The 18,644-nt window shown below is 55.3% G+C and carries 17 protein-coding genes, 1 tRNA gene and 1 pseudogene; 13 read left to right on the plus strand and 6 right to left on the minus strand.

All coding sequences use genetic code 11. The features are described from left to right. Positions 1-44 precede the first annotated feature (44 nt). Positions 45-134 (plus strand) — tRNA-Ser (locus tag WC811_RS00600). A 163-nt stretch (positions 135-297) separates the two neighbouring features. Here the strand turns inward: WC811_RS00600 and WC811_RS00605 are convergent. Beyond that, on the minus strand, positions 298-2,430 hold the full coding sequence (locus WC811_RS00605) for a tetratricopeptide repeat protein (RefSeq protein WP_372639819.1): 2,133 nt from the start codon (positions 2,428-2,430) through the stop codon (positions 298-300). Positions 2,431-2,889: 459 nt separating this feature from the next. Between WC811_RS00605 and WC811_RS00610 the strand changes: the two genes are divergently transcribed. The 4 genes from WC811_RS00610 to WC811_RS00625 all read left to right on the plus strand — a co-directional run bounded on the left by WC811_RS00610 (position 2,890) and on the right by WC811_RS00625 (position 9,000). Next, positions 2,890-3,759, plus strand: a complete 870-nt coding sequence (locus tag WC811_RS00610) for a hypothetical protein (protein ID WP_372639821.1) — start codon at positions 2,890-2,892, stop codon at positions 3,757-3,759. 511 nt (positions 3,760-4,270) lie between these two features. Then, positions 4,271-6,769: an arylsulfatase gene (locus WC811_RS00615; RefSeq protein ID WP_372639823.1), complete on the plus strand. Its 2,499-nt coding sequence runs from the start codon at positions 4,271-4,273 to the stop codon at positions 6,767-6,769. A gap of 987 nt (positions 6,770-7,756) precedes the next feature. After that, a complete protein-coding gene (locus tag WC811_RS00620) occupies positions 7,757-8,266 on the plus strand; it encodes a PH domain-containing protein (protein WP_372639825.1) in 510 nt (169 codons plus the stop codon). 53 nt (positions 8,267-8,319) lie between these two features. Then, a complete protein-coding gene (locus WC811_RS00625) occupies positions 8,320-9,000 on the plus strand; it encodes an SOS response-associated peptidase family protein (protein WP_372641716.1) in 681 nt (226 codons plus the stop codon). A gap of 57 nt (positions 9,001-9,057) precedes the next feature. On the opposite strand, the gene WC811_RS00630 is transcribed toward WC811_RS00625, so the two are convergent. After that, the gene (locus WC811_RS00630; protein ID WP_372639827.1) at positions 9,058-9,315 is read right to left on the minus strand and encodes a hypothetical protein; all 258 of its coding nucleotides are present in this window, start codon (positions 9,313-9,315) and stop codon (positions 9,058-9,060) included. A gap of 139 nt (positions 9,316-9,454) precedes the next feature. Here WC811_RS00630 and WC811_RS00635 point away from each other — a divergent pair, with 139 nt between their 5' ends. Together WC811_RS00635 and WC811_RS00640 are read left to right on the plus strand one after the other, a co-directional pair. Beyond that, positions 9,455-9,640, plus strand: a complete 186-nt coding sequence (locus WC811_RS00635; RefSeq protein ID WP_372639829.1) for a hypothetical protein — start codon at positions 9,455-9,457, stop codon at positions 9,638-9,640. A gap of 973 nt (positions 9,641-10,613) precedes the next feature. Then, positions 10,614-11,273 carry an SOS response-associated peptidase gene (locus tag WC811_RS00640; protein ID WP_372639831.1) on the plus strand — a complete coding sequence of 220 codons (660 nt, stop codon included), beginning with the start codon at positions 10,614-10,616 and terminating at the stop codon, positions 11,271-11,273. Positions 11,274-11,358: 85 nt separating this feature from the next. Here WC811_RS00640 and WC811_RS00645 read toward each other — a convergent pair whose 3' ends face one another. Both WC811_RS00645 and WC811_RS00650 read right to left on the minus strand, forming a co-directional pair. Then, a complete protein-coding gene (locus WC811_RS00645; RefSeq protein ID WP_372639833.1) occupies positions 11,359-12,588 on the minus strand; it encodes a hypothetical protein in 1,230 nt (409 codons plus the stop codon). 711 nt (positions 12,589-13,299) lie between these two features. Beyond that, entirely contained in the window at positions 13,300-13,974 is a 675-nt protein-coding gene (locus WC811_RS00650) for an outer membrane protein (protein ID WP_372639835.1), read from the minus strand. A gap of 495 nt (positions 13,975-14,469) precedes the next feature. On the opposite strand from WC811_RS00650, the gene WC811_RS00655 reads away from it, so the two are divergent. From WC811_RS00655 to WC811_RS00665, 3 genes and pseudogenes are all read left to right on the plus strand, one after another. Then, a complete protein-coding gene (locus WC811_RS00655) occupies positions 14,470-14,679 on the plus strand; it encodes a hypothetical protein (RefSeq protein WP_372639837.1) in 210 nt (69 codons plus the stop codon). Positions 14,680-14,712: 33 nt separating this feature from the next. Beyond that, positions 14,713-14,973 (plus strand): annotated as a pseudogene (locus tag WC811_RS00660) (ATP-dependent helicase); the annotation flags it as partial. 305 nt (positions 14,974-15,278) lie between these two features. Further along, entirely contained in the window at positions 15,279-15,587 is a 309-nt protein-coding gene (locus tag WC811_RS00665) for a hypothetical protein (protein WP_372639839.1), read from the plus strand. Between the two features lie 227 nt (positions 15,588-15,814). On the opposite strand, the gene WC811_RS00670 is transcribed toward WC811_RS00665, so the two are convergent. After that, a complete protein-coding gene (locus WC811_RS00670; RefSeq protein WP_372639841.1) occupies positions 15,815-16,339 on the minus strand; it encodes a cytochrome c in 525 nt (174 codons plus the stop codon). Between the two features lie 156 nt (positions 16,340-16,495). On the opposite strand from WC811_RS00670, the gene WC811_RS00675 reads away from it, so the two are divergent. Then, entirely contained in the window at positions 16,496-16,726 is a 231-nt protein-coding gene (locus WC811_RS00675) for a hypothetical protein (RefSeq protein ID WP_372639843.1), read from the plus strand. A gap of 106 nt (positions 16,727-16,832) precedes the next feature. Continuing rightward, positions 16,833-17,210 (plus strand): hypothetical protein, encoded by a 378-nt coding sequence (locus tag WC811_RS00680; RefSeq protein ID WP_372639845.1) that lies wholly within the window; start codon positions 16,833-16,835, stop codon positions 17,208-17,210. Positions 17,211-17,248: 38 nt separating this feature from the next. On the opposite strand, the gene WC811_RS00685 is transcribed toward WC811_RS00680, so the two are convergent. Beyond that, positions 17,249-17,419: a hypothetical protein gene (locus WC811_RS00685; RefSeq protein ID WP_372639847.1), complete on the minus strand. Its 171-nt coding sequence runs from the start codon at positions 17,417-17,419 to the stop codon at positions 17,249-17,251. A gap of 746 nt (positions 17,420-18,165) precedes the next feature. Between WC811_RS00685 and WC811_RS00690 the strand changes: the two genes are divergently transcribed. Further along, positions 18,166-18,534 carry a hypothetical protein gene (locus tag WC811_RS00690; RefSeq protein ID WP_372639849.1) on the plus strand — a complete coding sequence of 123 codons (369 nt, stop codon included), beginning with the start codon at positions 18,166-18,168 and terminating at the stop codon, positions 18,532-18,534. Positions 18,535-18,644: the final 110 nt, after the last annotated feature.

Here is an 18,644-nt window from a genome sequence, read left to right on the forward strand (position 1 = left end):
CTTTGGTGCCGCAAAGCTGACAATTCACTGCAGATCAAAGGCTTGGAGAGGTGGCAGAGTGGTCGATCGCGCCGCACTCGAAATGCGGAGTACTCGCAAGGGTACCGGGGGTTCGAATCCCTCCCTCTCCGCCATATGACACAAAGTAGGCAAAGCTTTAACCAGCTACCCAAAACATGAAGCCGGCGACCGGCGCATGCGGTCTGTCGTATTTGATCGGCGCGGTCTGGTTCAGGTGGTTCGCGATGGCTATCGTGGTGTACCGACGCTGTTGCCACTGGCCCCGGTCATGTGCGCTCACGGTGCACGATCGCCTTTTGGCACCATCTGCCTCAACGAGCTCAGGAATTGCGCAACATCAGGCCGTTCCGGTTCCAGGGAACGGAGCAGCTCGACAGTTTGAAGCGCCGATTCATAGTCGCCCGTCTCTATATCGTACGACGCAAGTGCGTATAGGATATCACGGTCGTAAGGATGCCGGGAAAGGGCGGCTTTCAAAGTTCTCATCGCATCAACCCGCTTTCCGGTATCGTGCAACGCGACGGCGAGAACGTAGCTGAAACGGGGATCGTCCGGCGAATCCGCCGCCGCCTTTGCGAGAAGCGATATGGCTCCATCCGCGTGTTTCTGACGAACGAGGCTAAGGCCGAGTGCATGTTCGACCGGGCCAGAATTCGGGTTGGCCGCGAGAGTTCGTCTTAATATTGCTTCAGCAGAGCTCTCATCGCCGTTCATTCTCACTAGATCGGAAAGCGAAATGGCGGCCGCGACGAAAGTAGGATCGATCGCAATCGCCTGCTCCAAAGCTTGGCGAGCGTCATTCAGTTGGCCTCGATCCCGATAAAGAGAGCCGAGATTGGTCAAGGATTCCGGTCGTTCGGCATTGAAGAGTTGCGCATCAACGTACTCCGCCAGTGCCCGATCAAAGGCCTTGCGGTCATCTGGCGACAACCCCGCCTCCGGCGCCCCTGCAAGTGCCCGGGCGGCGTCGATGCGCACGAGCGCGGACGCATCAGCTAGAAGCGGAATGAGCAGTGTTCTCCGTGTCGTGGCGTCGGCCCCGGCGATAATGGCGACGGCCGCGCTCCGGACGGCCGCATCGTCGATCTTCAGAGATTTAGCCGCCAGATCCAGCACGTGAGGCGACTGAAAACGAGCGAGCCGGGTCAGAGCGCTCGCCTTGGCGATTCCAGAACTGCTCGCAGCCAGGGCGATGTGCTCCAATGCCTCTTGGGCGCCTGGCGCACCAAGATCGCCGAGACTGAAAGCCTCGGCAAAGTCCTGGGCCCCGGGATTCAGCGAGTGGTACCAGCTCTCGACAGCTTCCTTTGCCCACTTCGCGGACTTGTCCGTATGGCATCGGTTGCAGGCATTGGGGGTCCCAAGAACTATCGAAGGGTCGGGTCGAGGAATTCGAAGCGAGTGATCATGGCGTGCATCGACGCCCAGGTATGTCGTGGTCGGCATATGACACGAGACACACTTCGAGCTGTCGGAACCGATGGGGTGATGATGATGCATCGTCGTGTCGAACCGCTCAGCAGCATGGCATTGAGTGCAAACAGTATTGCCAGCGAAGCGGAGCTTGCCGGAATGGGTATTGTGGCAGTCGGAGCACGTCACACCCGCGGCGTACATACGGCTCTGCAAGAACGATCCGTATGTATAGACTTCGTCGCGTTGCTGCCCGTCTGGATAGTAGGCATCAGCGTCCAACGTCGTTGGCCGGAATGCATCGAACAATCGATTAACGCTTTTAGGATCCGAAGAGAACTGTTGTCGCCGGGCATGACAGCCGGCGCAGGCTTTGATTTCCTTATCTGTTATTCGCGGCGTTGAACGTTCGGCCTGTCCATTCGCCGCCATGGGCCAGCTCGCGCCTTTTCGATCGTCGAGGCTGAACGCAAAGCCGGCATGATCATATGTCAGCGTCCCGTTGGATTTCGCCCATTCCATGTGCTTCGATGCCGGGCCGTGACAGGCTTCGCAGCCGACACTGATCTCGGACCACGCCGTCTTGAAGGTCGCAGTCGACCGATCGTAGTTCTTCTGCAGGTTGGTCGAGTGGCACCAGGCGCATTGATAATTCCAATTTTGATCGATGCCCGTCCAGTGCAACGGATCTCCGGAAACGAGCTTACGGTTGGGATAGAGAGAATACCAACGCTGGCCTCCGGCTTCCTTCGGACGCGCATCCCAAGCGATCCCGAGAGCTTGCAACCGTCCGCCGGAAAGTTCGATTAGATATTGCTGCAATGGCGCGACACCGAAGGTATATCGCACCTCAAAGTCCGCGATCTTGCCGTCCGGCCCGTCGGTCCTGACCCAGAATTTTCCATTCTTTTTAAACAACGTGCTTTCGACGCCGTCTTTGCTGAAGGTCGCCCCGTCGAAATTGCCGAGGACGCTCTTTTCGGTGGCCTCCTGCATAGCGGCTTTATGCTGAGAAGCATTCCAGTCCGCGTTTTCGGCAGCATGGCAACCGGAACACTGCTCAGAACCTACGAAATGAGCCTCCGTGCCAGTCTTCTCGGAAAGCTCCCTACCTTCAGCATTCGCGCGAAAAAAATTGGACTCCGCTCCCCCGAGTAAAGGTGCGAACGCGCATGTGACTGCAAGGATGGTAGCTCGGAAAATAGTAGGCGGCGCACGAGCCATTGTAATTCGATCCTTGGAGAGGATGTGAGCCGATCCGGCGCTTAATTTACCATGTTACTCAATGTAAATAATACTGAATTTCCGGATCCTGATTAAGCCGTGCCGGAATGCAAGGAACCTCTGACTTAGATCAAATCCACTGTATGCGGAGGATGTGTCTCTCTCCCGCCACCGTCAAGAATGCCGATCTGTGTTAGGAATCGAGTGAAGCGCTCGGCGGTGAGACCATCAATGAAAAACCATCTCAAGCGGACGTCTCGTCTTGTTTCCTTGCTCTTTTGTTTGCATTCAGGGGCTGCTCTGAGCGCCGATCTCGGCGCTGCCGAACCATCGCGGGCCGCAGTGCCCGCCAGCAGTTGGTCTTTGATCTTCACGACCTACGGCTGGATCCCCTGGATGTCGGGCAACATGACCGTTAAAGGTCGCCCCCTAGACGTTAATGTCGATCCTTCGCAGGTTTTCGGCCATCTCGATTGGTCCACCCTTCCCGCTTGGATGAGCTATGCCGAGGCTCGCCGCGGGCCAGTAGGCCTTTTCAATGATGTCGTTTACGCAAGCCTCGACGGCTCAAAGGGTTTTGCGAAAGCGCTTCCGGGCGGAGATCTCCAGGCGAACGTCTCGGTCAATTACACCCAGGCGATCGTGGAGTTTGGCGGGGCTTACGAGGTTTGGGGCGGACACAATCCGGTGCTGTCGGGTTCGACGGCTATCGACCTTATCGCGGGCGGACGTTACTGGCATCAGGACACAGACGTAGCCGGCACGCTTGCCTTCGATCCTTTTGTCAAAGAGACGGTGCGATCCGGTTCAGTCGATTGGGTTGATCCGTTCATCGGCTTGAGATTGCGCAATCAGCTTGGAGCCGGTGAGGAACTCATGGTCCGCGCTGACTTCGGCGGCTTCGGGGTAGGCAGCGACTCCTCGTGGCAGGTTTTGGCCACCTACAATTGGCAGATGTGCGTTCTCTACGGCCATGTCCTAGATGGATACGTCGGCTATCGAGCGCTGTCGGTCGATTACTCGCAAGGTTCGGGTGCGACGCGATATGAATACGATGTTTTGCAGCAAGGTCCTGTGGTGGGATCGACACTGCATTTCTGATTCAGTCGCGGCGTCCTGTGGAAAGGCAGTCGCCCGCTTATGTTTTTGCGGCATCAGGCCGGGGGGAGACCTGATGCCGCCTCGTCGGGCGATTGCCTCGGATGCGTCCAAAGCTACTTGCTCGGTTCACGGGGGTGATGCGAGCAAACCCGATGGTATCGCCAGCGAGGGACGACTGGCGATACCCCGCTTATCAGCGACACCCCCAATATGGTTGAATTGATGAAGGTCAAAGGAAGCGGAAAAAATATATTTTCTTCGTTAGACATCATGTCGAGTTCAGTCGCTAATAAGAAATAAGCCGTCGACGGATCATTTGATGCAAATCAAATCTCCGTCGCAAAGCAGCAACGAATACGTTTGACTGCCTTCCGGGTGCGGATCATCGTGCTGTCAATTTGGTCTTTCCTCTTGTCGATCGCCGGTCGTGCGCATCGATAAATCTCGGCGAAAATCTCTTCTAGCGTTATCTCCACATGCGGGAAGCGCGCGTTGGTCAGGAGTTTTCCTCATGAAGAAGATCGCCATCGCATCGCTCTCTATTGCAGCTCTGACATTAATTGCCTTTCCCGCTGATGCTCAGGAAATAGCAGGCACGCTCGGATCGCCCGGCGCCACATCCACGATTGACGGACGACAACTTCCGCCTCCTGATCCAAACTTCGGTGGCGTGATCAAGGATGACGCCCTGCAATCGAAACCGTGGTGGGCGCCTCGGGTCGTGCCACCTCCAAGCGCGCCGAACGTACTTCTCATCATCACAGACGATGCCGGATTTGGCGTGCCAAGCACATTCGGGGGCGTGATTCCGACACCCACCATGGACCTCATCGCGCAGGAAGGACTGCGTTACAACCGGGTCTTCTCTACTGCACTATGTTCGCCGACCCGCGCAGCGCTCATCACTGGGCGTAATCATCACTCGGCCGGTTTCGGCGTGGTCTCCGAGCAATCAACGGGCTTCCCTGGCTACAACAGCATCATCGGCAAGGACAAAGCCACGATCGGCCGCATCTTGCTCGACAATGGTTACTCCACAGCTTGGTTCGGAAAGGATCATAATACACCGGCGTTTGCAGCTAGTCAGGCTGGACCATTCGACCAGTGGCCGACCGGTATGGGCTTTGAATATTTCTACGGCTTCGTCGGTGGTGACGCCAATCAGTGGCAGCCGAACCTTTTCCGCAACACGACGCAGATATATCCCTTTGCGGGCAAGCCGGGATGGAATCTCGTCACCGGAATGGCCGATGACGCCATCGATTATATGACGCGAATACACCAGACGGATCCGTCGAAGCCAATCTTCATCAAGTATGCGCCGGGTGCCACTCATGCACCGCATCATCCGACCCAAGAGTGGGTCGACAAGATCCACGCAATGCATCTCTTCGACGATGGCTATAACAAGTTACGCGAGCGGATATTCGAAAACCAAAAGCGCCTCGGCGTTATCCCGCAGGATTCGAAGCTCACGCCTTGGCCCGATGGCGTCCTGAAGCCGTGGGACCAGCTTAGCGACATCGAGAAGAAGCTCTTCATCCGCCAAGTCGAGGTCTTCGCCGCCTATGCAGCTTACGACGACCATGAGATTGGCCGCGTGATCCAATCCTTCGAGGATCTCGGCAAGCTTGACAATACGCTGATTATTTACATCAACGGCGATAATGGCACCAGCGCCGAGGGCGGACCGTTAGGCACTCCCAACGAGGTGGCGTGGTTCAATGGCGTCAATAAGATCCCGGCCGAAGAGCAGATGAAGTTCTATGACGTCTGGGGCACCGAGCAAACGTACAACCACATGTCAGCCGGTTGGTCGTGGGCCTTCGACACCCCGTTCGACTGGTTTAAACAGAATGCTTCCAGGCTCGGCGGCATCAACCAGAACATGGTGGTCTCATGGCCGGCCCGCATCAAGGACAAGGGCGCACTGCGCGAGCAATTTGTCCACGTCATCGACGTTGTGCCCACAATTTTGGAGGCCGCCGGGATTCCTGCACCGGAGATCGTCGACGGCATCAAGCAGGCGCCGATCGAGGGCACGAGCTTCGCCTATACATTCGATGCGAAGAACGCGAACGAGCCGTCGCATCACAAGCTGCAGTACTTTGAGATGATGGGCCAGTGGGCGCTTTACGACGACGGCTGGCTGCTGAGCACCAAGGTGAACCGCGCTCCCTGGGAGGCCTTCGGGCCGGCGAACCCGGATCCCCTGAACAATCAAGTGTTCCAGCTCTACGACTTGCACAAGGACTTCAGCCAAGCCAAGGACATTGCCGCGACAAATCCGGAAAAAGTCGCAGAGATGCGCAAAGAATTCGTCGCGGAGGCGAAGAAATATCAGGTCTTCCCGATGGACGCGTCGGTGGCGGCACGCATTGTTGCGCCGCGCCCCAACATCACAGCGGGGCGCACGGAATTCGTCTACACACGGCCGATGACCGGCCTGCCGCAAGGGGACTCGCCGGTGCTGCTAAATACCTCCTACACGCTCACCGCCGACATTGATGTGCCGGAAGGTGGCACGGAGGGCATGATCCTGACTTCCGGCGGTCGCTTTGGCGGTTACGGCTTCTATCTACTTAAAGGCAAGCCAGTATTTCTCTGGAACATGGTCGATCTTGAGCGCATCAAGTGGGAAGGCGCTGACGCACTTGCTCCCGGAAGACACAAGATTGAATTTGACTTCAAGTATGACGGACTTGGCGCTGGCACGCTGGCCTTCAACAACTTTAGCGGTGTCGGACGGTCCGGCACCGGCACACTCAAAGTGGACGGTAATGTCGTCGCCTCCAAGACCATGCCAAAAACACTGCCAATGATCCTGCAGTGGGACGAGAGCTTCGACGTAGGCTCCGACACTCTGACTGGTGTCAACGACGCCGACTACACGCCGCCATTTCCACTGACGGCAAAACTTAACAAGCTCACGATCAAATTAGATCGTCCGCAATTGTCGGCAGAAGATATCATGAAGCTCGAGGCCGGTATGAAGGCATCGGCGGATTAGCGAAACTCGGAAAATTCTGCATAGCGACATCTGATCGCTGTGGTCAGTTGGCCGATGTCCGGTTCGGGGCGACGCTGACGTCTAAGCCTCGCGCCTCGCAACACGCTTGGGTAGCACGTCGATGTCCGCCAACTCGGCACAGCGCCCTTTGGCTCAGAGCATATCGTTCAATGTGCGCTTATTGGAAGGGACAGCAACAATCTTGACGCTTGGTCCGGATAAAAGCGTGCAATGCAGAAACACTTTTGACTGTTGGTTCAACCGTAAGTGCAGTCATAGAGGCGAAACGTCAGTGTACTGACTTTATTACGTGGCGGCAGTAGCGACATTTTCATTCGTCAGCGAACCGTGTTCAGGCGGGTCGGCCGTCACCCCACATTCAACCCAACGCCTTCACCCAGACGAACCGAGTAGCTCGCCTTCATCGCGCATCTTCTGCCTCAACCGGCCCGCATGAACCCATGTTCAACCGCGCCAGTCACCGGTAAGTCGGGACGTTGGAACTTCACGCCTAAAACGTTGTCACGTCGATAGACGACCTTGCAGCGAGATGAACCTGTCGAGATTCAATGTGCAAAATGCATTTCTCTGGGATAGCCGCAGGCCCGGCAATGAAGAGCTTGGCTCCCGTTGCGGAGATATCCGTCACGATGCACTCTGAATATTTAGCCTTTTCACTGGTAGCGATTAAACCCTTCAAGAATGACGTATACCGCATTGTTCGACGACGCATGTTTGGCTCCCTTTATTTGACCCAAGCCGTACGCTTCGATCGTAGGTCGCGGGGATGATGCTTCGATAGCCACGCACATGCCACCTCTCTTCGGTGCCCCTCTATCGGAAAAAGCTTACGCTTGCTTCCGTTGCGAAGAACGATAGCGGTGTTGACTTGGTTCCGCTAGTCGGGCCGTTTAAGCTTTTTTGCCAAGGAACTGCCCGTGATCAGTCGACGTTCAGTCTCTACCGTCACCGCACGGAGTATAGGCCATGAGTTATGTTGAACAGAGCCTTGGCGACAACGAAACGGTCCATTCCATAGCTGCGTACCCTACTGGCCGTTTCGCTCTTGCGTGGATGGTGTTGATCGCCGGATTGGTAGGAGGTCTCGCCGCTACGTTATACGAGCATACTCTTATAGGCGGGCTCTTCGCGTTGTGTGCGGTCGCGGCGTTCTGTTGGATACTCTACAGGCCCTGGACCACAGAGATCGCGGTTACAAATTTACGCCTCATCTATAAGCGCGGCTTCTTTCAACGCCGTGCAAACGATCTCCAGCTTTCTTCGATTGAAGAAGTTCGCCTGCGCCAAAGTTTTTGGGGTAGAATTTTCAATTTCGGGCATGTGGAGTTATACGGAACTGGCGTCGCCGACCTAAAGCTTCCTGCGATTAATGATCCCGTCGCTTTTCAAAAATCCATCCAAGAAGCGCTGGGCGCAGACAAGCAAGAGGCTGAACTTCCTGGTCAACTCGTTATGCCAAGCGCCAAAGCGTCCTGACTGTACGGCAATCAAAAATCTGCATACCTATATTCGCTCAAGCATCTGAGCGGATATGTCGACACACGTGCGGTAAGTTCACACAACACTCTTCATGGCGAGACGTTCACGCGTTCTCTCAGCCACTCGTGCTGACAGGTGGGCCGGACGAGCTTACCGTCTCAACCCCGATGCGCTTCGCCAACATCATTCGGCTGAACGAAGCGGGCCAACGTGAAGTCGTCTCCATGCGTTGGGGCTTCGCTGGCAAAGGAGACGCCAATTCCATTCGACCGAAGCACATGCACGCGCGGTCTGAAACAATCGATCGCCTGCCGACGTTCGCCAATGCCTTCACGCAGGGTCGCGGTATACTTGTAGTCCACACATTCAATGAGGGCGAAGAGTTATCTAACGGCAAGACCAAGCAATGGATGATCACGCCAAACGACGAGAAGCCGATTGCGATTGCGGTGATTTGCGAAAAGTGGACGAACGGCGCTGAAACACTGGACACGTTCATTCAGGTGACGACGCTAGCCAATGCTCTGATTTCAACGATCACCGACAGAATGCCTGCGATACTTCAACCGGAAGATTGGGCGACGTGGCTTGGCGAAAGGGAAGGTGGTTCTGCGGACGTGAAGACAGTTCTTCGGACATACGAGGATGGCGGCGGCTGGACGATGACCGAACAGGCGCCCACGAGGAGGTCGAAAGCCCAAAAGCCCGATCCACAGCCGGGTTTGTTTTAGTCGGACAAAAGATGGCGGTTGCTCAGCAATTATCGAAGCAACCGCCAAGCATGGCTATTAGAAGCCTATCCAGACACCGCGACGCCAGTATCCGCGACCTTCATGCTCGCGCCAACGGTAACGATGTGCCTCCGCTTCACGCCAGCGCCAATCGTCGGGATACACCGTAACGCCAAATTCTGGACGATAGACGTGGCGCTCACGAACGTGCCAGCAATCGCCGTCTTCGTTGCAAACGATTTCGGCTGAAGCGGTAGTAGCGGTAAGCGCAAGGACGCTAGCCGCAGCCAGCGCGCACTTCACAAGAAGCTTCATATCCGTCTCTCCTCGGATGTTTCGTGTTCGGCGCGTAGCTGCGATGCGCTAAGCCTCGAACCGCCATTTCAACGGAGCAAAGAGACGTTCAGTTCCGCTAAATCGGTGTCTGAATATTCATTCAGCCTTGGAGCGAAGTATGCCCATTGACCAGACACGGATATTCGCAATCATCCGCGAAATCGAGCAGACACCGCACGACGAGTTGAAAGACATGGACCGCGAGCTTTTGCTGTCGATTAGACAAACGCTCCAAGAGCACAAAAGGGAAGTCGATAAAGTGCTGTTGCGTCTGGCGTTCGTGGACGAGCAGCAGTTGAACTAGAACGTTCCGCTTTTCGGCCGCCAGATAATCACGCCAATTGCAGCGACCACGATAATCCAGAGAACGGATTCTTTTCCACTTGGTTCGAGACCGCCATAGTCGGGGGATTTCTCGTAGCCGGATGACATGAGTCATTTGCTTTGCGATTTTCGATACGCATCGATCATCTCTTTCGTCACGTCCGCCGCCGAGCAGTAAACGGTCCAGCCTCCGGCCCTATCGTGTGCGCTGCGCTTACCGCATCTATGACCGGCTCTATCTGTATCGCTCGGGCACCCGCATGGCCCTGGACCGCCGGCTCGATAGGCAGCGATGGATGCCGCAATGATAGCTGTCACGATAGCCGCGTCAGTGAGAATTTCTTCGGTGCGATCTGAAGGATGTGCTGGTGGCGGCGCAAGGCTATCCGCGTATGCGGGGAGGCATAACAGAATAGTACACGCGAGCCCGGCAACACTTGAAAATCGGAAGAACACGCAACCCCCATCGTCCGAGCGAGCGTTCGCCTCATCTTCGGTATAAGGTTCAAGTTGCGCGAGAATTTGCGGCCTGTCTAGTCCTGCGTTCTCGCACCATCCTTCGGCTGGAAGATTGGGCGACGTGGCTTCGAGAAGCGAACACTTCCGTGGCCGACGTGCAGGCGGTTCTTCGCACGTATTACGACGGCGGCAAGTGGACGGTGACTGATCGAACGCCCACGAGAAAGCCCGCGACCTACCTCACAAAGGGGATACGGAGCCTGATTATTCGACCCGCCACCACGCCAGATACCCAGGATGCAATGCCGAAACAGACATATCAGGCGGGTTCGGCGCGTCAGCGTCGTCCAGATAGATTTTCCAGGTGCAGCTCCAATTGAAAGCCGCCCCAACTTATTCTCCCGGCCCGGTTTAAACGCGTCTCGCGCCCCGGCTCAACTCACAAACGATGTCAGAGCCTTGCCCGATGTCGCCGAGCCCCTAGATTTCCGGTCATGTGCAACTTGTATTCGCAGACCCGGAATGTCGAAGCCATCCGGCGGCTGTTCAAGGTCAGCCACAACCGCACGATATCAATTGAACCGCAGCCCGCGATCTTCCCCGGCTGGAATGGCAGCGTTGTCCGTAAGGCCGAGGACGGCGAGCGTGAGCTTGTGACGATGTCATGGGGCTTCGTGCTGTTGCAGCCCGGCAAGGCCCCGCGCCGCGTCACCAACGTCAGGGACGACAAGATTCTGACCTCGCGCTTCTGGAAGCCGAGCTTCGAGGCCCGGCGGTGTCTCGTGCCCGCGTCGAGCTATTGCGAGCCGGATAGCGGCAAGCCAGCCCAATGGCACTGGTTCGCCCTCGATGGCGACGATGACCGGCGGCTATTCGCGTTCCCGGGCATCTGGCAGCCCTGGAACGGTCCGGTGAAGAAAGATGGCCCTAACGTCGAGCTGGACGTCTACAGCTTCATGACGACGGTGCCGAACGCACTCACGGACTCGATCAATCACGAGCGGATGCCGGTGCTGTTATCTGAGGAAGCCGACTTCGAGACGTGGCTGTCAGGATCACCGGCTAATGCCTTCGCGCTCGCCAGGAGCTTTGACCCTGCGCAGATGCGGATAGTGCAAAGCGGCTTAGAAAAGAAAGACCTGTTGGCCGCCTGATTTCTGGTCGGCGCGGCGACAGCCGCGAAAGTACGGTCATGCTGCGGTGCCGTAATGGGCCTTCGATGATCGCGGCGTGCCTTCGTCAGCGGTCACACGAATATGCTTGGGAGCAACGGACGTAGTCGCCCTTGATTGCAAAATTTGGAGTACTGAACTGCAGTGCGTTCGTGCCGATGGACTTTAACTGTACGTGCTGCTTCTCCGGCTCGTAGTCCTTAGTTCTACAAGCCATATCCAATTCCATCGGGGCACCGACTTTATCGACGGTTTCTGTCGTGCAACGGAAAGCCTCATAGAGCAAATCGACCTCATTCCCGCAAATTCCGATCATCTCCGATTGACGCCGCGTCACGTTATCCAAACCCTCGGCGGTCTCGATCTTACAAGCTTCCGCGGTATGCGCCCAAGTGCCGATCAAATTTGCAAAGGGCACGCTGTTTGCTGAATTGTCTTCCAGTCCGTCCTTTGAATGGTCTTTGCCTGTTGCATCGAGCAACGTGAATTTTCGCGATACGAGAACGTTTCCGTTCACAACCAAATCCAACTGCCACTCGCCCAAATGATCCATTGTTTGCGGCCCGTTGAATTCGGAAAAAAGAATGCGCGTTCCAGAATCCGAGCGGCGGTAAATCCATGGCGACTTAATGTCTTCGTAGCCGGTGCCTCCTTCGGCCACTTCGAAAGGCCGCTCGGTCGCGTAATTGACGATGAGCGATTCATTGCGGCGAAGAGGCGGAATTAGAAGCTCATAGCCGACGATGAGCCCATCCTCTTTCACCACTTTGTCTACCGGCACCATCCGGTAATTCATGTGATAGCTGCGAACTTTCGCGTTCTCGGAGTCTTTGGTTTTTATTCCTTCGAAGTTTTTGCTCGTTGGCAAAAAACGCCCGAAATTTGTGACAACAAGATCAACGAGCCTGCCGCTTTCAGTTCGCACCGAAAATGTTCGAGGTAGCGTATCCGAGGGAACGTCGCTATCTACTCGTTCGATACCTTCGGATTCCTCAGGGCCAGCTTCATTGCAAGTCCATTCCGAAAGCAGGACATAGACGTCTTTTTGCGCTATCCCGCCTCGGGTTCCGTGCAAATTGCCTTTGGCAAACGCCCCGGTGGCGGAGTTCACTTTCTGCGTCACATAAAAAGACCAGCCCGTTCCAATGTGGCTGTCGCCGGTCCATTGCGGATCGATTGCCATGGGGGATGGCGCGCTGAGTATTCTCGCGTTGCTGTCTTTCGGAAGGCAAAGAGAACCGGCAGAGCAAGTGCCATACGTCCCAATGAGCGCCAGGATAGTAAGAGCGGCTTTCACGACACCCCCTATAATTCTCCATCTGAACTTGTCCAACTTTGCACAGACACGTTTCGCGCGTGCAATGGGGCGGATCATATGATTTGAAGAAAGATGAATTCTGATCGCTGTTCTTAAGCCAATCAGATCACCCGCACTGACACCTCAGCGTGCCACCTTCTAGACATGGCTGTTCGGCACACCGGCTGAGCAAGGTTCAGCAGTTTAGGCGGGGCAGTTGCTTATCATTGGCACGGCCGATGCGTTGACACACTATGGACCATCTGCGAAACGCCTTTCCCTTTAAGTATTCCAAGCGCCTAAACGTCGTTTTGGCGATGGTTGCGATGGTTCTGATCGCGCCGATTGCCGTGCTTCCTGTGCCGCTGTTTCGAGATCTATTTACCGAGCTTCTCAAAATCGTACGGTCTGGCGGAAACTTACCGTCCTAATCCGAAGGGGAGAGTGGTTGTCGCGCGATATTTTCGAACCTCAGTCGACGATTTCATCGCCGAGATTGCTAATCGCATTCGCGCGGCACTCTGACGGGAACGAGGTACGTAGATTCGACCTTGTTCGAAAGCTCTCTGACGACGTTACACGCGCGGGCTTCGACTCCGCACGGATACGTATCGTGCAAAGCAGATTTGAGAAGAAAGATTTGCGGGCTACCTAAGCTGTAGCGCACGCGATGATCTAACAGGAGCTATTTGCGCACTAGAACGATTGGGATCAGAATTTATAACTGACACCAGCGCGCACACCTTGTTCGATGACATCGGTGGGATAATTCCAGCCGCTATCCGTCTTCGGATTATCGGTGAAGCGGCCAAAGTCCGTGTAGCGATATTCCACGCGTGTCGTCCAGTGAGGCGACCAAGCGTATTCGACACCACCGCCCGCGGTCCAGCCAGCCTGAATGTTCGTCGAATTATCGTGGGTTGAACCTTCGTCGTAAGTCGATTGAATGTCGCCAATCGCCAAACCGCCGGTGCCATAAATCAAGGCCCGTCCCATCGAGTAGCCGATGCGAGCCCGTAGAGATCCCTGGACGTTGATGTTGGTCTCGATGATACCAGCGAATTCAGAATCTATCTTGCCGCTAAAATTTGCGGCTTCGATGTCGCCTTCAAATCCTAAGATGATCGAGTTGAAAACATAATTGTAACCGGCATGCACACCTCCGATTGCGCCATCGGGACCGGATGATCCTCGCCAATCAGAATTCCCACCAGATTTGCTAACGTCATGGCTGTGAACTTCGCCCCACGAATAACCGGCTTGCGCACCGACGTAAGCGCCCGCCCACGAAAATGGCGAACTAGCATCGTAGTCATCCGCAGAGCCCGCAAAAGCGGGAGTTCCTATGCACATGCCGACTACTGCGATCCAGGTGCTGATTCTCATTGGACGACCTCTTTGATGGTGAGGGTGGATCCCACCATTCGTCATGGGCGTCTAGATCGATCCAGCAACAGTCCGCAGAATTAGCGGTATACGTCCTAAATTTCTACGATTTCGCGAAAGGGGACTGTCAGATCGAAACACAGATCTCTGAATGGATGGGCGAGTTTGTGCAACGCGTCACGATCAAGGGCAGTGGCGACGTTTTCTATGTCCTGGATCAGCCGGGCGCCGTGCTTTGCAGCACGCTTTCGAGGATTTGTTGATTTCCGAGGTTTCGCCATCTCCGGCCCCTGCGGCGTAATTCGCGATGCAATGGCTGTATTTTATAGCTGAGTCTGTGAATGTCGATCTCCTGGTAAAATAGGAAATCTAGGCCCGAGGTCTTAAGTGTGAGCGCACTTGCTTCGGGAGCAAGGGGGCGGAAGTTGGGGTAATGACTAAAATCACTGTCGCCGAACTCCGTGCTATGATTGGCGCAAAGCAGGAGGAATGGACGTGCCACTAATCAGTCGACTGAAGGAGCGAAGGGAAAAGCTCCAAGCGCAGCTGGACCGATGGATCGCCCGAGGTTTCCGGGGAGGCGGCAAAGGCACATCGAACGATGCAACTTCGAAAGAAACAGCTGACAAGGTTTCGGAGATCGCTGATCTCAGCCGCACCATCGCCGAGCAGGAGACGAAGAAAAAAGATGTCGAAGGTCCTTAAGGGTGAAAAGCCCCCCGCCGACGTCATCCACTTCGCCGACTGCTCTACGTCGCGATGACGAGGGCCAAGGACGACTTGCATCTGATCGTGCCGCAGCGCTTCTTTACGCACGGACAGTCTGCAAAAGGCGATCGACACGTTTATGCGTCGAGGACAAGGTCTATTCCAAACGCGTTGATCGACCACTTTGAAAGTGCCGCTTGGCCGATAGCAGCTGGTGGCAATTCCACAGCGAGGGCGGGAAGTTTTTCTCGGATCGATGTGGCGACCAAGATGAAACAGAGATGGGAGTAGTGGAGATCATGATTGGCGAGAATGGTGATCGGATTGTCAGGGCCAATTGACGGATCTTCGCTCGATTCCATTCCGGATTTGATTAATTTTGGGCTGCGTCGAGATGCAAGCCAGCCACAATTATTGTCATATCATCCGTAGACGTATTGTCTGAATCTGATTCATGTTTTTTGTCGGTAAGCGAAGGCGTTCGCTCTCCCCGGCACCTTGATGGATGATAGAAACGTGACGCTTTTCCCGACCCAAAGGAAATCGCGTTGAAATTTTGATGACATTGTTCCACTCAACAATATTGGTGAGCTCTCATGTCAGAAAATCATTTCGCCACTTCGCACGCGCAATCTGATGATCTTGAATCGATGATGGAAGAAGCGCGACTGGTCGATTGTCTTTTGTCGGGCGATCAGACGTTACAGCCGGTATCGACTGCTCTAAGCTCTGACCCGGCGATCCTGCTCATATTGTGCCGTGCGCTCGAGAAAGAAGCCCAAAATAAACTTGATACGTTTAAACGCGAGCATCTGCTCACGATCCACAAATGCCTGGCGGGACTCAAGGAAGATATCGAACGCCGTCTGGTTGGTTGTTTCGAACCCTCGTTAGCATCGACCTAATGATGCCGCGCGGGAGCGGCGCGCGCAATCTGTGCTCCTAAAACTGGTCGGACTGGCACCCGCTAGCCCTCAGGAGCTTCCTCTTTTCTGAAATAGCTGAAGCACTCTTACGAACGCGTGGGGCCAAATCATTCGTGACGAACGACCTCGTCAATACGTCCAATGGGTAGCTGACGGTACGACGGGCCTCGAGACGAACGTCAACAGCCGTTGCGAGCCGGAAGGCTCTACGGATTGGCGGAGGCTGCTGTCCAAGTTCGATAATCCGCGTCAGACACTTTCGGTATCGCCTTCACGAACGCGGCAAGGTGCCAAAGCTGATCGTCGGTGAGTCCGGCCTTCCCGAAGCTCGGCATGCCGGTCATCCGAATTCCGTTTTTGATGACCCAGAAGATTCCCGCAGCACTCCGCTCGTTGGCGACATCCTTCAGGTCGGGGGGATCGGGATTTAGGCCTTCGGAGAATTTCGACCATTTTACTCCTGGGCCGCCGTGACAGTGCACACAGCCGGCGTTTGCAAAGTCACGTGCCCCTTGCTGAATGACCGTCTGATCGTCGAGCGGGAAAGGGGCGTTGCCGCCTTCATCTTCGTGCCGCGCGATAGAGGCGTTACGCGTGCGAATGAGCGCCCATTTGACAGGAACCGGATCGCCCACTGCCGCGGCGACGTCGTAGAAACCGGCGAAAAAATATACTCCGGCAAACACTGCAAGGATAATTGCCAACGCGCCAACAGCAGCAAGGAGTCGCATGCTCGCCTCCGAGGTATCCGCTCACCATGCCCGGAAAGTACTCCCGAAGCTCAACCGCAGCAATGCTGTTGCAACCCTGGCCATACCTCGAACACGGCGGAGTCAAAAGCGCGCCCATGGTCGGTGCAATGATGCTCGCGTGTGTGAGCGAGTGCCATGCGTATCGACTGGAACGAAGAAATCTGCGGCCTACCATTGTTGCGCGTGCGACATCTGCTTCGGCGCGCGGGTCCGGCTCAGTTCAACATTGGGTTTGTGATTGATGTTCTCGGGATCAAGCCCAAAAGCGCCGACGACCTGGTTGCCGAGCTCATGCGGCGAGGTTGGCTGGAGAAGGCCAAGCCAATAACGCCCCGCCGCCGCGGGAAGAAAAATAGATTATTTTGAAACAACGGTCGTAGGAAACGCCTTTGCGATATCGAGAGCGGTTCGACGAATTTCCGGGCCGAAGGCGCAGTTAATTCTCAAAGGCTTCTTGGACAGGGTCAAAGCTGTGAACGCCGACGACGACTTTGGCTGGTATGTCGTCGAGGTACGACTCTTCGGAAGCTATCTCGATCCATCCTTTTCTGACCTGGGTGATATCGATCTCGGAATCGAACTCGCTCGTCGCCCGATAATTGGACGTGATGTCATTGCTCACAACAAGGAGCGCGTGAAGCTATCCGGTCGAACCTCTCTGACCTTTTTCCAGGAGCTAGGCTTTGCGGAGCTTGAGGTGCGGCGGATTCTAAAGGCGAGAAGCCCCTATATCTCAACGCACAGGTTGGACGACATCGAAGACATCAAGGCCAAAAACCAGCAGCTATATCGGGCACCAAAGAAGGAAGCGAAGCCTAGAGAGCACCGGCAGCTTCGGTCGAGGACGTAGCTTTTCGCCACTCCGATAGGGCTGTTGGCGTGATCCGATCAATTCGCAAATCGCATGGCGCGGATTTTAGCCCATGCCATCGCGTTCGCTTCGTACTCGGCCATGCCCTCGTCGATATAGAGTTTGCGGAGCTCTTGAAATAGTTTCTTCCGGGTTTGGACTTTCACGCGCTCATTGAGTCGCGCGGAATAGGGAACGATGAGGCCCATTGGTCGCTCGTCTGAGAGACGCACGCACAGATGCCAACTGCTCTGAGAATACCAGATTCCGTCCCGGCGGATTCGAAATTGGTTCCGGATCAACCATCGGAATTGGCCCAGTCTGGGGGGACTGGTTGGTTGCGACGGTAAATGTTCTGACTGCGCTAGTAAGCTATTCAATCATCATCACACATGAATACGGCGCGAAAAGTCAGAATCTTGCGGGATACCAGGCCGGCGTGTGCTCGGAACCAGCCGGGTTTTTGGCAACCTGGCGGCTCGATCGGCGCTTTTTGCCTGTAATGAATAACGTTATCCGCGCCCGGAAGTGGCCGGGCTGGCGGTCAGCTGTAGCGCGGTTTCGATCGTCGTGCGTTTTCGACGAGGCGCGTTCGGAAGAGGCCAAGTGAATTTGATCTGCGATCATCGGAAGCGTCGCGACATATTCCCATTGTCAAAGGGCCAGTATAGTGACCGCATCGTAAAAGCGCACAGCGCGACAGCGGAAAGAAGTTTTGGAAGTGAGAAGGTCGTCAAAGATTAGTTTTTTCAGTCGTTGCAGTCTCATCCTCTTCGCCTTGTGTTGTACGCTACACGCCAACGCGCTCCAACCATCGAACGCGGCGAATATTGAGCCTGGACAACCCACAGCTGCAAAGAAGAAACCCAAGAGCCTAAAGAAGGACAAGGCGGCTCATACGGAAGCTCCAGCCTCCTCGAGGGCCACGACGATTCCTGATGACTACAAACTCAACATGCTCATTCGTACGACCATTATTGCTGTGAGTCAGGCGAACAAAACCGGCAACTATTCGGTGCTGCGAGATCTGGGTTCGCCGAATTTTCAAATCGCCAACAGCGAAGCAAAACTCACGGACGCGTTTGCTGAACAACGCAACGCTCACATTGATTTGTCGCCGGTATTATTTTTCCAACCAAAGCTTATCCGCAAACCGGAAATTGATGGCGCTGGTATGCTGCGTCTCACTGGCTTTGTCGCGACCCAACCGAACCAAGTAAATTTCGATCTTGCGTTTGAGCATTTTCAGGGCGAGTGGCGCTTTTTTGGATTGAGTGTCGGCACGCAGCACGCCACCCCGCCATCAGTGTCTGCTCAGCGTTGACTTCCCGTCTGTAGCAAGTTGGACACGTGAAAAGTTCTTCCTCTGCAGTCATGCTAGCGTCGTCCCGCTTTCACAGAAGTCCTACCAAAGTAGATTTTGGGGGCCATTCC

Source organism: Hyphomicrobium sp., from assembly GCF_041659645.1.
GTDB lineage: Bacteria > Pseudomonadota > Alphaproteobacteria > Rhizobiales > Hyphomicrobiaceae > Hyphomicrobium_B.

Excerpts from the sequence above, each read along its gene's own strand:
- WC811_RS00605 (WP_372639819.1), bottom strand. The coding sequence starts at position 2,430 with ATGCAGGAGGCCACCGAAAAGAGCGTCCTCGGCAATTTCGACGGGGCG.
- WC811_RS00610 (WP_372639821.1), top strand. The coding sequence starts at position 2,890 with ATGAAAAACCATCTCAAGCGGACGTCTCGTCTTGTTTCCTTGCTCTTT.
- WC811_RS00615 (WP_372639823.1), top strand. The coding sequence starts at position 4,271 with ATGAAGAAGATCGCCATCGCATCGCTCTCTATTGCAGCTCTGACATTA.
- WC811_RS00620 (WP_372639825.1), top strand. The coding sequence starts at position 7,757 with ATGAGTTATGTTGAACAGAGCCTTGGCGACAACGAAACGGTCCATTCC.
- WC811_RS00630 (WP_372639827.1), bottom strand. The coding sequence starts at position 9,315 with ATGAAGCTTCTTGTGAAGTGCGCGCTGGCTGCGGCTAGCGTCCTTGCG.
- WC811_RS00635 (WP_372639829.1), top strand. The coding sequence starts at position 9,455 with ATGCCCATTGACCAGACACGGATATTCGCAATCATCCGCGAAATCGAG.
- WC811_RS00640 (WP_372639831.1), top strand. The coding sequence starts at position 10,614 with ATGTGCAACTTGTATTCGCAGACCCGGAATGTCGAAGCCATCCGGCGG.
- WC811_RS00650 (WP_372639835.1), bottom strand. The coding sequence starts at position 13,974 with ATGAGAATCAGCACCTGGATCGCAGTAGTCGGCATGTGCATAGGAACT.
- WC811_RS00665 (WP_372639839.1), top strand. The coding sequence starts at position 15,279 with ATGTCAGAAAATCATTTCGCCACTTCGCACGCGCAATCTGATGATCTT.
- WC811_RS00670 (WP_372639841.1), bottom strand. The coding sequence starts at position 16,339 with ATGCGACTCCTTGCTGCTGTTGGCGCGTTGGCAATTATCCTTGCAGTG.
- WC811_RS00675 (WP_372639843.1), top strand. The coding sequence starts at position 16,496 with ATGCGTATCGACTGGAACGAAGAAATCTGCGGCCTACCATTGTTGCGC.
- WC811_RS00685 (WP_372639847.1), bottom strand. The coding sequence starts at position 17,419 with ATGGGCCTCATCGTTCCCTATTCCGCGCGACTCAATGAGCGCGTGAAA.
- WC811_RS00690 (WP_372639849.1), top strand. The coding sequence starts at position 18,166 with ATGCTCATTCGTACGACCATTATTGCTGTGAGTCAGGCGAACAAAACC.